This window comes from Streptomyces sp. NRRL S-646 (assembly GCF_000720765.1).
Lineage (GTDB): Bacteria > Actinomycetota > Actinomycetes > Streptomycetales > Streptomycetaceae > Streptomyces.
Window position 1 is genome coordinate 771,460 of the sequence record NZ_JODC01000005.1, and the last position, 12,856, is coordinate 784,315.

Genomic DNA, 12,856 nt, shown 5'->3' on the forward strand with positions numbered 1-12,856 from the left:
ATGCCATGCACCCGGAGGTTCTGGCCATGTCCGACCGGCTCGCCCCGCACCGGATCGCCGTGATCGCGCCCTCGCCCGTGTCGATGTTCAACCTGGCCATCCCCGAGCTGCTGTTCGGCAAGGTCGAGGTGGACGGACGGCCGGGCTACGACGTGGTCATCTGCGCCGCCGAGCCCGGGCCCGTGCCCACCAGCGGAGGGCTCGACCTGTACGTACGCGACGGGCTGGAGGCCGTGCCGCAGGCGGACACGGTGGTCGTCGCCGGTACGGGCGCACCCTACGAGCCGGACCCGCGGATCGTGGCCGCCGTCCGTGAGGCCGCCGACGCCGGCAAGCGGATCGCCTCCCTGTGCACCGGCGCCTTCCAACTCGCCGAGGCGGGCCTGCTCGAGGGCCGCAGGGCCACGACGTACTGGGCGCACGCCGAGGAACTGCGCAGGCGCTACCCGCAGGTCGACCTGCAGGGAGACGTGCTGTACGTCCAGGACGGCCCTTACGTCACGGCCTCCGGCTACGCCGCCGGCATCGACCTCTGCCTGCACATCATCCGCACCGACTACGGCGCCGCCGTCGCCAACGAGGTCGCCCGGCTGGCCCTCGTCGCCCCCGTACGGCCCGGCGGCCAGACCCAGTTCACGCACACCCCGCTGCCGCCCGAGCGCGGCACCGTCTGTGCCGACACCCGCGGCTGGGCCATGCGCAACCTCGACAAGCCGCTCACCCTGACCGACCTGGCCCGCCATGCGGGCGTCTCCGTCCGCACCCTCACACGCCGCTTCCACGCCGAGAGCGGTGTCAGCCCCCTGCAGTGGCTGCTGCACCAGCGCATCGAGCGCGCCAGGGAACTCCTGGAGACCACCACCCTGCCCATGGACCAGGTCGCCCGCGCCTGTGGTCTGGGCACGGCGGACTCCCTCCGGGCCCATGTGGTCCGCCGGACCGGTCTGACGCCGAGCGCCTACCGGGCACAGTTCACCCGCCTTGGAACCGAGGCCACCGCCGCCACGTCCTCCGCTGCATGATCAGAGCGAACCGGACCGTCGACTCCCTGGTGATCAGAACCGCCCTGCCGGCCGAGGCCGCCGCCGTCGCCGCATTGCACGTGCGCGCCCGCGCCACGTACTACCTGGACGGCCTGCCGGACGACGGCTTCGACTGGCAGGCCGCCTGGAGTCAGGCCATGGAGCGCCCCGACGGCCAGGTGCTGTGCGCGGTCCGCGACGCCCGCCTGGTCGGCATCGCCTCCTTCCGCAACCCGGAGGGTGCCCCGGCAGAAACGGTCAAGCTGTTCCAGTTCCACGTCGACCCCGACCACTGGCGCTCCGGCATCGGTACGGCCCTGCACACCGCCTGCGTCGAGCAGTGGCGGGCCGACGGCAGACACACGGCCGTTCTCGACGTGCACGCCGGCAACGACCGCGCCCAGGCCTTCTACGCCCGCCAGGGCTGGGTCCCGGACCCGCAGAACCCGCCCACCGAGGGCGACCATCACCTCTTCCTGCGGTATGCGGTGCCCTGGGATCGAAGCTCGGCCGGGGAATGATCCCCGCTGCTTGAACGTTCACCTACTCGGCGGAGGGTGTCTCCGTCTCCGTACCCGTACGAGCTGGAGAGAGCCGAGAACATGAAGGTCGAGATCTGGTCGGACATCGCATGCCCCTGGTGCTATGTCGGGAAAGCCCGATTCGAGAAGGCGCTCGACGCCTTTCCGCACCGCGACCAGGTCGAGGTCGTGCACCGCTCCTTCGAGCTGGACCCCAGCCGCGCCAAGGGCGACGTCCAGCCGGTGATCAGGATGCTCACCAAGAAGTACGGCATGAGCGAGGCGCAGGCGCAGGCCGGCGAGGAGAACCTGGGCGCGCAGGCCGCCGCCGAGGGCCTGGAGTACCGCACCCGCGACCGCGACCACGGCAACACCTTCGACATGCACCGCCTGCTGCACTTCGCCAAGGAGCAGGGCAAGCAGGACGAGCTGATCCAGAACCTCTACAAGGCGAACTTCGCCGAGGAGCGGTCCGTCTTCAGCGAGGGCGACGAGCGGCTGGTGGAGCTGGCCGTCGCGGTGGGTCTGGAGGCCGACGCCGTCCGCAAGGTGCTCGCCGACCCGACCGCCTACGCCGACGAGGTCCGCGCCGACGAGCGCGAGGCTGCCGAGCTCGGTGCGAACGGCGTGCCGTTCTTCGTGCTCGACCGCAAGTTCGGCGTCTCCGGCGCCCAGCCCGCCGAGGTCTTCACCCAGGCGCTGACCCAGGCGTGGGGCGAGCGCTCGCCGCTGCAGCTGATCGACCAGGGTGACGCGGACGCCTGCGGCCCCGACGGGTGCGCGGTGCCGCAGCACTGAGGAAAGTGTGCAGGTCGGGGCGGACGTATAAGCGTTGCTTAGCGGAATCACGTAAAAATCGGCAATGGACTATGGGTTCTCCTGGGCTCACAGTGGATCCATGGAGACCTTCGAGAGCCTCGTCCGTGCCGAGTTCGCCCCGAAGAACACCTATCTGAACACCGCGAGCACCGGGCTGCTGCCCGCCCGCACCGTGGCCGCCATGCACACCGCCGTCGAGGCGGCCGCGGCCGGTGATCCGACCGACATGTTCGCGGACGTCGAGGCGAGCCGCGCCTGTTTCGCGCGGCTTGTCGGGGTGCCCGAGCACCGGGTGGCGGCAGGGGCCTCGGTCGCCGTCTACAGCGGGCTGATCGCCGCCTCCCTGCCGGAGGGCGCCGAAGTCCTCACCGCCGAGGGCGACTTCAGTTCCGTGGTGAACCCCTTCCATGTCCGCTCCGACCTCAAGGTGCGCAGCGTGCCCCTGGAGCGCATCGCCGAGTCCGTGCGGCCCGGCACCGCCCTGGTCGCGGTCAGCGCCGCGCAGTCCGCCGACGGGCGGGTGGCCGACCTGCCCGCGATCCGGGAGGCGGCGCGCGAGCACGGGACGCGTACGTACATCGACGCGTCCCAGGCCACCGGATGGCTGGACTTCGACGCGGACTCCCACGACTACTCCGCCTCCGTCGCCTTCAAGTGGCTCGTGTGCCCGCGGGGTGTGGCCTTCCTCGTCGTCCCGGAGGACCTCGGCGGACTCACCCCGTTGTTCGCCGGCTGGGTGGCGGGGGAGCACCCCTGGGACGCGTGCTACGGCCCCATCGACGAACTCGCCCACTCCGCAAGGCGGTTCGACGAGAGTCCCGCTCTCTTCTCCTACGCCGGCGCCCGGCGCTCCCTCGAACTCCTGGAGGAACTCGGCACGGACGCCGTACGCGCCCACGACCTCGCGCTCGCCGACCGCTTCCGCGAAGGCCTGGCCTCCCTCGGCCACGAGCCCGTCCCCTCGCCCGGTTCCCCGATCGTCTCGGTCCCCGGACTCGGCCGCCGCCAGGGCGAGTTGAGCAGCGCCGGAGTGGAGGTCTCCGACCGCGCGGGCAACCTGCGTGCCGCCTTCCACCTGTACAACACCGCGGCCGACGTCGACCGGCTGCTGGACGTCCTGTCCGACTGAAGCACTGGAGCGGGCCCGGCCGCTCCGCGGGATGTGCCGTTGTTCATCTGCGGCGCCATCGCCGAGCACTTCGTGGTGCGCGATCTCGAGACCTGGATCCACAGCGACGACATCCGCCGCGCCCTGGGCCTCGCCGTCCCGCCGCCGCCCGTCGGGCACCTGGGCCGACTGGTACGGCCGGCGGTCCGCATCCTCGGCCCCACCGCACAGCCGGTGCTGGGCTCAGGGCGAGCCGGTTCGCGCCGAACTCGCCCTGGGTCCGGTCGACTTCTGCCACCTGGTCGGCGGCCGGCACACCGCCGACCAGGTTCCGCGCCGTGCCACCGGAGGCGAGGGCGCCGTCCGGAACGTACTGGAGCGGGCGGCGTCACTGTCCTGGCTGTGACGCCGCCCGCTCCAGAATGAGTTCCTCCAGGAGGAGTCACCGCACGGGAGTCAAGTCCCTCGCCCCAATGCTGTGTCCGATTGCCGCTGCGCGGCGGGCCGGTCGCGGGGCAGCGGCGTTCATCGCACGGGCGTGAAGTCCCTCGCTCCAATGAACTCCGGGCGCCGAATCGGCGCAGCGAAGGGCTCAACGGCCGCGTTCTCCACGCTGTTGAACACGATGAACACGTTGCTGCGCGGGAACGGCGTGATGTTGTCGCCCGAGCCGTGCATGCAGTTGCAGTCGAACCAGGTCGCCGAGCCGGCCCTGCCCGTGAAGAGCTTGATGCCGTACTCGCTCGCCATCTTGGTCAGCGCCTCGTCCGACGGCGTGCCCGCGTCCTGCATCTGCAGCGACTGCTTGTAGTTGTCCTTGGGTGTGGCTCCCGCGCACCCGAGGAACGTCTTGTGCGACCCCGGCATGATCATGAGGCCGCCGTTGGTGTCGTAGTTCTCGGTCAGTGCGATCGAGACGGACACCGTCCGCATGTTCGGCAGACCGTCCTCGGCGTGCCAGGTCTCGAAGTCCGAGTGCCAGTAGAAGCCGCTGGCCCCGAAGCCCGGCTTGACGTTGATCCGCGACTGGTGGACGTACACGTCCGAGCCGAGGATCTGCCGCGCCCGGCCCACGACCCGCTCGTCGCGCACCAGCTTCGCGAACACCTCGCTGATCTTGTGCACTTCGAAGACGGAGCGGATCTCCTTGGACTTCGGCTCGATGATCGAGCGCTCGTCGGCCCGGATCGCCGGGTCGGTGACGAGACGCTCCAACTCCTGCCGGTAGACGGTGACTTCGTCGTCGGCGATGAGCTGGTCGATGGCCAGGAAGCCGTCCCGCTCGAACGACTGGAGGTCGCCGGACGTGATCGGGCCCGGTGTGTCGGGGGAGCCCCACACGACGGGGTCCTGGCGCGGGGTCGACACCTCGGTGGTGCCGCGGCTGGGGTAGAGATCGGTGACGGTGGTCATGGTGATGTCACACCTCCTCGGGCTCGGGCTCGGTGAGCAGCGGGTACACGCCGTTCTCGTCGTGGTCCTCCCGGCCGGTCACGGGCGGGTTGAAGACACAGATGCAGCGGAAGTCCTCCTTGATCCGCATCGTGTGCCGCTCGTGGCCGTCGAGGAGGTACATGGTGCCGGGCGTGATCGTGTACTTCTGCCCGGTCTCGTCGTCGGTGAGCTCGGCCTCGCCCTCGACGCACACGACGGCCTCGATGTGGTTCGCGTACCACATCGACGTCTCCGTACCCGCGTACAGAATCGTCTCGTGCAGGGAGAAGCCGACCCTCTCCTTGGCGAGGACGATGCGTTTGCTCTCCCACGTGCCGGACGCGGCCTTCACATGCCGGTCGGTGCCTTCGATGTCCTTGAACGAACGGACGATCACGGTGCTTGCACTACTCCTTGCTGGTGGTGGCTAGATGGTTTCGCGTACGGCGCGGGCGAGGATGCTGAGCCCCTCGTCCAACTCGTCGGCCGTGACGGTGAGCGCCGGGAGGAGCTTGACGACCTCGCTCTCGGGGCCCGACGTCTCGATGAGCAGCCCGAGTTCGAAGGCGCGCTTGGCGATCCGACCGGCCCGCTCCTTGTCGTGGAACTCCAGGCCCCACACGAGCCCGCGGCCGCGGTACTCCTTGACGTCGGCGCGGTTCTCCTCGGTGATGGCGGCGAAGGCCTGCTCGACCTGTTCGCCGCGCGCCCGGGTCTGCTTCTCCATCGCGGACCCGTCCGCCCAGTACGCCTCCAGGGCGGCCGTGGCCGTGACGAAGGCGGGGTTGTTGCCGCGGAAGGTGCCGTTGTGCTCGCCCGGCTCCCAGATGTCCAGCTCGGGCTTGAACAGGCACAGCGACATGGGCAGTCCGTAGCCGCTGATCGACTTGGACACGGTGACGATGTCGGGCGTGATGCCGGCCTCCTCGAAGGAGAAAAAGGCACCCGTACGACCGCAGCCCATCTGGATGTCGTCGACGATGAGCAGCATGTCCTGGCGCTCGCACAGCTCGGCCAGCGCCCGCAGCCACTCGGGCCGTGCGACGTTGATGCCGCCCTCGCCCTGCACGGTCTCGACGATCACGGCGGCGGGCTTGTTGAGCCCGGACCCCTGGTCCTCCAGGAGCCGCTCGAACCACAGGAAGTCCGGCACCTTGCCGTCGAAGTAGTTGTCGAACGGCATGGGCGTGCCGTGGACGAGCGGGATGCCGGCCCCGGCCCGCTTGAAGGCGTTACCGGTGACGGCCAGCGACCCCAGGGACATCCCGTGGAAGGCATTGGTGAACGACACGATGGCCTCGCGCCCCTTCACCTTCCGCGCGAGCTTGAGCGCGGACTCCACGGCGTTGGTGCCGGTCGGGCCCGGGAACATGACCTTGTACGGCAGGTCACGGGGCCGCAGCACCAGATCCTGGAAGGTCTGCAGGAAGGAACGCTTGGCGGTGGTCGACATGTCGAGCCCGTGCGTGACGCCGTCCCGCTCCAGGTAGTCGATCAACGCCCGTTTCAGGACGGGGTTGTTGTGGCCGTAGTTCAGCGAGCCCGCTCCGGCGAAGAAGTCCAGGTACTCATGGCCGTCCTCGTCGTACATGCGGCTGCCGTGCGCACGGTCGAAGACGGTGGGCCAGCCGCGGCAGTAGCTGCGCACCTCGGACTCGAGTGTCTCGAAGACGCTGAGGTCGGGCTGGGTGATGGTCACGACGAATCGCTCCTCGTTGCGTGGGGGGAGTGCGTGTGGGTCGTCAGTGGGGTGGGTCTTGCGTGCCGTCATCGGTGTCGGTCAGAGGGAGAGGGGACCGATGCGGTACAGGACTTCGGGGTCGTGCGGCCCGTCGGGGAACAGGCCCTCGTCGAACAGCACCTCGCGCTCCACGAGGGCGCCGTGCCGCTCGGCGAACGAGGTGAACAGACGCTCGGAGCCGGTGTTGCCGGGTGTGATGGTCGTCTCGACGGCGGTGATCCGGTGCGCGGCACCGGCCCGCGCGACGAGCCCGTCGAGCAGTGCGCCGGCGAGCCCGCGCCCGCGGTACGCCTCGTCCACGGCCACCTGCCACACCAGCAGGGTGCGCGGGCGGTCCGGCCGTACGTAGGCGGTGACGAAGCCGACCGGCTCCCCGCGCCCGTCGCGGGCCACGGCCGAGGTGGCCGCGAAGTCGCGACACCACAGCAGATAGCTGTACGACGAGTTCAGGTCGAGGGCCTTCGAGTCCTTGGCAATCCGCCACAACGCGGCTCCGTCCGCGACCTGCGGACGGTCGATGTGCAGATCTGCTTGAGCGGCAGTCATGCGGATTGAATTTACCGAGGGAAATTCGAAATTGCATCGCCGGTGAGGGTTACGAACAGCGGGCTTGTGTGTTATCACGCGGGCGCGGACGATCGCAGGGGGTGGGGATGGTATCGGCGGTATTGTCCGGAAAATACCGGGCAAATCGACCGTGATGTGTAACGCGTCACAAGCATGTAACCCCCACGAGATCTGCCCGAATTCCCCCGGTTGGCGTTCGCGAAATCTTTGCGTTTAGGTCGGGGAAAAGCGGGCAGAAGAATACGGGAAGCTGTGCAGAAGTGAATTCCCGAATTACACCCGGAGTTTGGCCAGGAATTAGGCGCGGGTTACTCCGTCGATCCGTTCCCGCAAGATATCCGCGTGCCCGTTGGTCCGGGCGTACTCCTCGACCGCCAAATTCAGCCCCTCCGGCGTTTGAGGAGCGGGGGTCCGGGGGCCGGCCCCGGGTCGGGACGGGAAGGGGCGGCGGGGGCGAAGCCGCATCCATCAGCGGCTCCGCCGCGGGCGTCGGTCAGCCCCAGCTCTGCTCCACAGCCCGCCGAGCCCCCGCAAGGTCGACCGCCACCCCCCGCTCGGCCAGCGCAGCGCCCAGCGCCGCCAGGCACCCCTGCACCACCCCCACCGAAGCATCCATCCCATAGTGATTGACCCGAACCATCTCCTTGGCAAAGGCACCCCCACCCGCCGCCAACGGCAGCGAAGGGTCACCCTCCAGCGCCCGAGCCACCAGCTCCGACGCCACAACCCCGGCAGGGACCCTCAGCGTCGTCGCAACCGGCGCAGCCTCCCGCGCCTCGTACACATACGGCTCCAGCCCCCCACCCAGAGCCACGGCCCCCGCCCGGGTCGCCGCCGCGGCCGCCGCATGCCGGGCCATGACGGCATCCAGCCCCGCCCCTTCGATCCGCTCGACGCACGCCTGAAGCGCCAGCATCTCCAGCTGTGCCGGCGCATGCAGCAGCGCCTTGCGCCCGGCGTCGACCCACCGCTCCTTCCAGTCCAGCAGCGACAGATACGACCGCCGCGGCGCCCTCGGATTGGCGGCCATCCGCGCCCACGCCCGCTCGCTCACCGACACCGCCGACACCCCGGCCGGCCCGCCCATCGCCTTCTGCGCCCCGATGACGCACAGATCCACACCCCATGCGTCCGGCAGCACCGGCTCGGCCCCGATGGAGGCGACGGCGTCCAGGTAGAACAGTGCCCCGTGCTCCCGTACGACCTCCCCGATCTCCGCAACGGGGTTGGTGTTTCCGGTCGCCGCCTCCGCGTGCACCAGCGACACGAAGTCGATCTCAGGGCGCTCGGCGAACGCGGCCCGGATCTGCTCGGCGGTGACCGCCGTGTGGAAGGGCACGGCCAGGTCGACGACCGTCGCCCCGCAGTCCCGCAGCCAGTTCCCGAAGGTCTGCCCGTACGGCCCCGTGACGACGTTAAGCGCGACCGTCCCTGGCCCTGCGACGGCGCGAATCGCCCCCTCCAGCGGCAGCAGCGCCTCGCCCTGCATGATCACGACATCCTGCTCGGTGCCGAGCAGCCGCGCCACCCGGTCCTCGATCGACGCGAAGTGCGCGGCGCTCATCGGGGGCAGATCGAGGAAAGGGTGGGTCACGAGGGTGCTCTCTTCGCTCACGAGTGGTCGGCTCGGTCGAGGGTATCCACCACCCGTGACCCCACTCGTGCCACTCCCGCCACTTGCGACTTCTTAGGCCGGACAGCCCCGCAACCATCGGTTTGATTTGAGAGACCCAAACATCTCCTTATAATCGGAACCCACAGTTCCCACACAGGAGGCCACCCGTGAAGACGTTCTCCGGGCGCCGGACCCGCATTCTGGCCGCCACCACCGCGACGGCCGGGCTGGTGCTCGTGGCTGCCTGCACATCCACCGGCAACGGTGGCAGCGGGAGCAAGACCGCCGCCGGCGGCGTCGAGCTCGTCAAGGCCGGACAGCTCACCACCTGCACCCACCTGCCGTACCCGCCCTTCCAGTCGGAGATCAACGGCAAGGTGCAGGGCTTCGACGTGTCCTTGATCGACCTCGTCGCCAAGGACCTGGGCGTGAAGCAGCAGATCCTCGACACGCCGTTCGAGAACTTCAAGACCGGCGCGTTCCTCAACTCCGGCGAGTGCGACGTGGCCGCGGCCGGCATGACCATCACCGCCGAGCGCAAGAAGAACGTCGACTTCTCGGACCCCTACTTCGACGCCACCCAGGCCCTCCTGGTCGACAAGAACAGCGGCATCACCTCGCTCGCCGACGCGAAGGCCAAGAAGGTCAAGCTCGGCGCCCAGGCACAGACCACCGGCGAGGACTACGCGAAGAAGCAGGGCTTCGACCCGGTCTCCTTCGAGTCCTCCGACGCCGTCCTCAACGGCCTGCGCACCGGCCAGGTCAAGGCCGTCATCATCGACTACCCGGTGGTCCAGGGCTGGCTCAAGGACAAGGCCAACGCGGACAAGTTCAAGGTCGCCGACAACCTCAACACCGGTGAGCAGTACGGCTTCACGGTGAAGAAGGGCAACACCAAGCTCCTCGCCGCCATCAACAAGGCGATCAAGGACGCCAGGGCCGACGGCACGTACAAGAAGCTGTACGAGAAGTGGATCGGCCCGTACAACCCCGCCGCCGCCTCCCCGTCCCCTGCTGCGTCCTGACCCATGACCACCGACACGGACGTACAACTCCAGCCCAGGAAAAAGGGTCTGACGCGTAGTCAGAAGCGTAGCCTGTCGCGCGGGGCCCAGTACGTCGTCTTCGTCGCCGCCGTGATCGCCTTCGCGGTCTCGGCGGACTGGGGGCGGCTGAAGAACCAGTTCGCGCAGGGCAGCATCGCCAAGCAGATGTTCCCGGACATCATCACGATGGCGCTGAAGAACACCGTGCTGTACACGGTGTCCGGGTTCGTCGTCGGACTGGCGCTCGGCATGGTGATCGCTCTGATGCGGCTGTCGTCCGTGGGCCCGTACCGCTGGCTGGCCGGCATCTACATCGAGATCTTCCGCGGTCTGCCCGCCCTGCTGATCTTCATCTTCATCGGGGTCGCCGTCCCGCTGGCCTTCCCCGGCACGGAGATCGTCGGCGGCACCTACGGAAAGGTGGCGCTCGCGCTCGGCCTGGTCGCAGCCGCCTACATGGCCGAGACGATCCGCGCGGGCATCCAGGCGGTGCCCAAGGGGCAGATGGAGGCGGCCCGTTCGCTGGGCTTCTCTCCGGGCCGTGCCATGGTCTCGATCATCATCCCGCAGGCGTTCCGCATCATCCTCCCGCCGCTGACCAACGAGCTCGTCCTGCTCTTCAAGGACTCCTCGCTCGTCCTGTTCCTCGGCGTCACGCTGGAGGAGCGCGAACTGTCCAAGTACGGCCGTGACCTGGCCAGTACGACCGCCAACTCCACGCCGATCCTGGTTGCCGGCCTGTGCTACCTGCTGATCACGATCCCTCTCGGCTTCGTCGTACGCCGTATGGAGGCGAAGGCCCAGGAGGCCGTCAAATGAGCCGTCCGGAAATCGAAGTACGCGGCCTGCACAAGTCCTTCGGCGACAACGAGGTGCTGCGCGGCATCGACCTGGAGATCGGCCAGGGCGAGGTCGTCTGCGTCATCGGCCCGTCCGGCTCGGGCAAGTCGACCCTGCTGCGCTGTGTGAACCTGCTGGAGGAGCCCACCAAGGGCCAGGTCTTCGTGGGCGGCACCGAACTCACCGACCCCGATGTCGACATCGACGCCGTACGCCGCCGTATCGGCATGGTCTTCCAGCAGTTCAACCTCTTCCCGCACCTCACGGTGACCGAGAACCTCACGCTGCCGCAGCGCCGGGTGCTCAGGCGGGACAGGGCGAAGGCCGCGCAGGTCGCCGCCGAGAACCTGGAGCGCGTGGGCCTGTCGGAGAAGGCGGACGCCTACCCGGCCTCCCTCTCCGGCGGCCAGCAGCAGCGTGTGGCGATCGCGCGCTCGCTGTCCATGGGCCCCGAGGTGATGCTGTTCGACGAGCCGACCTCGGCGCTCGACCCCGAGCTGGTGGGGGACGTACTGGCCGTGATGCGCATGCTCGCCGACGAGGGCATGACGATGATGGTCGTCACCCACGAGATGACCTTCGCCCGCGAGGTCGCCGACCGGGTCGTCTTCATGGACGCCGGCGCGATCGTGGAGGACGGCACCCCCGGCCAGGTCATCGGCGCCCCCACCCACGAACGCACCCGCCACTTCCTGTCCCGGCTCCTCGACCCGGCCATGGCCCAGGTGGAGGAGGAGACCTCGGACCAGGTGGGCAAGGCCGACTAGGCGGTCATTAGGGTGCGGTACATGAGCGATCGTGCGGTGCTGCATGTGAAGGGCCGGGTCCTGGCAGGACCCGAAGACGTCCGGGACGAGCTGTGGGTCGTCGGCGGCCGGGTCTCGTACGACCGTCCCGCCGGCGCCCGCGACATCCGTACCGTCGAGGGCTGGACCCTCCCCGGGCTCGTCGACGCCCACTGCCACGTCGGCCTCGGCCCGCACGGCCCGGTCGAGCAGGACGTCGCCGAGAAGCAGGCGCTCACCGACCGCGAGGCCGGCACCCTGCTCATCCGCGACGCGGGCTCGCCCTCGGACACCCGCTGGATCGACGACCGCGAAGACCTCCCGAAGATCATCAGGGCGGGACGCCACATCGCCCGCACCCGCCGCTACATGCGCGGCTACGCGCACGAGATCGAACCGGAGGATCTCGTCGCCTACGTCGCCCGGGAGGCGACCCGCGGCGACGGCTGGGTGAAGCTGGTCGGCGACTGGATCGACCGCGACCTCGGCGACCTGGCCCCCAGCTGGCCCCGTGAGGCCGTGGAGGCGGCCATCGCCGAGGCCCACCGCCTCGGCGCCCGCGTCACCGCGCACTGCTTCGCGGAGAACTCCCTGCAGGACCTGGTCGAGGCCGGCATCGACTGCATCGAGCACGCGACGGGCCTGACCGACGACCTGATCCCCCTCTTCGCCTCGCGCGGCGTCGCGATCGTCCCGACCCTCGTCAACATCGCGACCTTCCCGCAGCTCGCCGACGGCGGCCAGGACAAGTTCCCGCGGTGGTCGGCCCATATGCGCCGGCTCCACGAACGCCGCTACGACACCGTACGCAACGCCTACGACGCCGGCATCCCGGTCTACGTCGGCACCGACGCAGGCGGCCACCTCGCGCACGGCCTGGTGGCGGGCGAGGTGGCGGAGCTGGTCACCGCCGGCATCCCACCCGTCGAGGCGCTGTCGGCGACCACCTGGGGCGCCCGCAAGTGGCTCGGCCGCCCCGGCCTGGAGGAGGGGGCCCCGGCCGACCTCGTGGTGTACGAAAGCGATCCACGGGCCGACGTACGTGTACTGGAGACCCCTCGGCGGGTAGTGGTGAACGGACACGTCGTCGGCTAGCCGACGCGGGCGCGAGGCGATACGGCGGTGAAAGAGTGGAACGCCTGTGCCTGGCGATTCGAAAACGTTCACGACGAACGCACGATGGGGTGAAGTGGCGCCGGAATGCCGTCAGATCACCCCTGGTGCGCAATTCTTGACGGGTCCCGAGCAAGAATCCTCTGAGAGGGCGGTACGTGAGTGCATAGGTGTTTTGTCTTCACCTGAATGTGTGGCGGTGCGGCATCCCGGCCGGTCGGCGGGCATGGGCATGTTGAGCTGGT

14 protein-coding genes and 1 pseudogene are annotated in these 12,856 nt (G+C 69.2%); 9 read left to right on the forward strand and 6 right to left on the reverse strand.

Going from position 1 to position 12,856, the window contains the following annotated elements:
- Window positions 1-26: 26 nt before the first annotated feature.
- The 5 genes and pseudogenes from IH68_RS0113435 to IH68_RS59755 form a co-directional block, all read left to right on the forward strand.
- The gene (locus tag IH68_RS0113435) at window positions 27-1,022 is read left to right on the forward strand and encodes a GlxA family transcriptional regulator (RefSeq protein WP_030933593.1); all 996 of its coding nucleotides are present in this window, start codon (window positions 27-29) and stop codon (window positions 1,020-1,022) included.
- The gene (locus tag IH68_RS0113440) at window positions 1,019-1,543 is read left to right on the forward strand and encodes a GNAT family N-acetyltransferase (RefSeq protein WP_030933596.1); all 525 of its coding nucleotides are present in this window, start codon (window positions 1,019-1,021) and stop codon (window positions 1,541-1,543) included. The genes IH68_RS0113435 and IH68_RS0113440 overlap by 4 nt, the downstream gene beginning before the upstream one ends.
- Before the next feature lie 81 nt (window positions 1,544-1,624).
- Entirely contained in the window at window positions 1,625-2,341 is a 717-nt protein-coding gene (locus IH68_RS0113445) for a DsbA family oxidoreductase (RefSeq protein WP_030933599.1), read from the forward strand.
- Between the two features lie 100 nt (window positions 2,342-2,441).
- Complete coding sequence (locus IH68_RS0113450; protein WP_037884756.1) at window positions 2,442-3,491, forward strand: aminotransferase class V-fold PLP-dependent enzyme; 1,050 nt, start codon at window positions 2,442-2,444, stop codon at window positions 3,489-3,491.
- A 57-nt stretch (window positions 3,492-3,548) separates the two neighbouring features.
- Window positions 3,549-3,876 (forward strand): annotated as a pseudogene (locus IH68_RS59755) (hypothetical protein); the annotation flags it as partial.
- A 119-nt stretch (window positions 3,877-3,995) separates the two neighbouring features.
- On the opposite strand, the gene thpD reads toward IH68_RS59755, so the two are convergent.
- From thpD to IH68_RS0113475, 6 genes are all read right to left on the reverse strand, one after another.
- Complete coding sequence (gene thpD / locus IH68_RS0113455) at window positions 3,996-4,883, reverse strand: ectoine hydroxylase (RefSeq protein ID WP_030933605.1); 888 nt, start codon at window positions 4,881-4,883, stop codon at window positions 3,996-3,998.
- 7 nt (window positions 4,884-4,890) lie between these two features.
- Window positions 4,891-5,301 (reverse strand): ectoine synthase, encoded by a 411-nt coding sequence (locus IH68_RS0113460; protein ID WP_030933607.1) that lies wholly within the window; start codon window positions 5,299-5,301, stop codon window positions 4,891-4,893.
- Between the two features lie 30 nt (window positions 5,302-5,331).
- On the reverse strand, window positions 5,332-6,603 hold the full coding sequence (gene ectB, locus IH68_RS0113465) for a diaminobutyrate--2-oxoglutarate transaminase (RefSeq protein WP_030933610.1): 1,272 nt from the start codon (window positions 6,601-6,603) through the stop codon (window positions 5,332-5,334).
- Window positions 6,604-6,684: 81 nt separating this feature from the next.
- The gene (gene ectA, locus IH68_RS0113470) at window positions 6,685-7,191 is read right to left on the reverse strand and encodes a diaminobutyrate acetyltransferase (protein ID WP_030933613.1); all 507 of its coding nucleotides are present in this window, start codon (window positions 7,189-7,191) and stop codon (window positions 6,685-6,687) included.
- A 318-nt stretch (window positions 7,192-7,509) separates the two neighbouring features.
- Window positions 7,510-7,677 carry a DUF664 domain-containing protein gene (locus IH68_RS59760; protein WP_078912436.1) on the reverse strand — a complete coding sequence of 56 codons (168 nt, stop codon included), beginning with the start codon at window positions 7,675-7,677 and terminating at the stop codon, window positions 7,510-7,512.
- A 28-nt stretch (window positions 7,678-7,705) separates the two neighbouring features.
- Window positions 7,706-8,806: a pyridoxal-phosphate-dependent aminotransferase family protein gene (locus IH68_RS0113475; RefSeq protein ID WP_030933616.1), complete on the reverse strand. Its 1,101-nt coding sequence runs from the start codon at window positions 8,804-8,806 to the stop codon at window positions 7,706-7,708.
- 188 nt (window positions 8,807-8,994) lie between these two features.
- Here IH68_RS0113475 and IH68_RS0113480 point away from each other — a divergent pair, with 188 nt between their 5' ends.
- From IH68_RS0113480 to IH68_RS0113495, 4 genes are read left to right on the forward strand one after another with little or no spacing between them, the layout of a single operon-like run.
- Entirely contained in the window at window positions 8,995-9,852 is an 858-nt protein-coding gene (locus IH68_RS0113480; protein WP_030933619.1) for an ABC transporter substrate-binding protein, read from the forward strand.
- Between the two features lie 3 nt (window positions 9,853-9,855).
- The gene (locus IH68_RS0113485; protein WP_030933622.1) at window positions 9,856-10,692 is read left to right on the forward strand and encodes an amino acid ABC transporter permease; all 837 of its coding nucleotides are present in this window, start codon (window positions 9,856-9,858) and stop codon (window positions 10,690-10,692) included.
- Complete coding sequence (locus IH68_RS0113490; RefSeq protein WP_030933625.1) at window positions 10,689-11,480, forward strand: amino acid ABC transporter ATP-binding protein; 792 nt, start codon at window positions 10,689-10,691, stop codon at window positions 11,478-11,480. Before IH68_RS0113485 ends, IH68_RS0113490 begins: the two co-directional genes overlap by 4 nt.
- A gap of 21 nt (window positions 11,481-11,501) precedes the next feature.
- Window positions 11,502-12,593, forward strand: a complete 1,092-nt coding sequence (locus tag IH68_RS0113495; protein ID WP_030933628.1) for an amidohydrolase family protein — start codon at window positions 11,502-11,504, stop codon at window positions 12,591-12,593.
- Window positions 12,594-12,856 lie beyond the last annotated feature (263 nt).

Bases quoted from the DNA above. Each gene is read 5' to 3' on its own strand.
- IH68_RS0113435 (WP_030933593.1), top strand. From the start codon at position 27: ATGTCCGACCGGCTCGCCCCGCACCGGATCGCCGTGATCGCGCCCTCG.
- IH68_RS0113440 (WP_030933596.1), top strand. From the start codon at position 1,019: ATGATCAGAGCGAACCGGACCGTCGACTCCCTGGTGATCAGAACCGCC.
- IH68_RS0113445 (WP_030933599.1), top strand. From the start codon at position 1,625: ATGAAGGTCGAGATCTGGTCGGACATCGCATGCCCCTGGTGCTATGTC.
- IH68_RS0113450 (WP_037884756.1), top strand. From the start codon at position 2,442: ATGGAGACCTTCGAGAGCCTCGTCCGTGCCGAGTTCGCCCCGAAGAAC.
- thpD (WP_030933605.1), bottom strand. From the start codon at position 4,883: ATGACCACCGTCACCGATCTCTACCCCAGCCGCGGCACCACCGAGGTG.
- ectA (WP_030933613.1), bottom strand. From the start codon at position 7,191: ATGACTGCCGCTCAAGCAGATCTGCACATCGACCGTCCGCAGGTCGCG.
- IH68_RS59760 (WP_078912436.1), bottom strand. From the start codon at position 7,677: ATGCGGCTTCGCCCCCGCCGCCCCTTCCCGTCCCGACCCGGGGCCGGC.
- IH68_RS0113485 (WP_030933622.1), top strand. From the start codon at position 9,856: ATGACCACCGACACGGACGTACAACTCCAGCCCAGGAAAAAGGGTCTG.
- IH68_RS0113490 (WP_030933625.1), top strand. From the start codon at position 10,689: ATGAGCCGTCCGGAAATCGAAGTACGCGGCCTGCACAAGTCCTTCGGC.
- IH68_RS0113495 (WP_030933628.1), top strand. From the start codon at position 11,502: ATGAGCGATCGTGCGGTGCTGCATGTGAAGGGCCGGGTCCTGGCAGGA.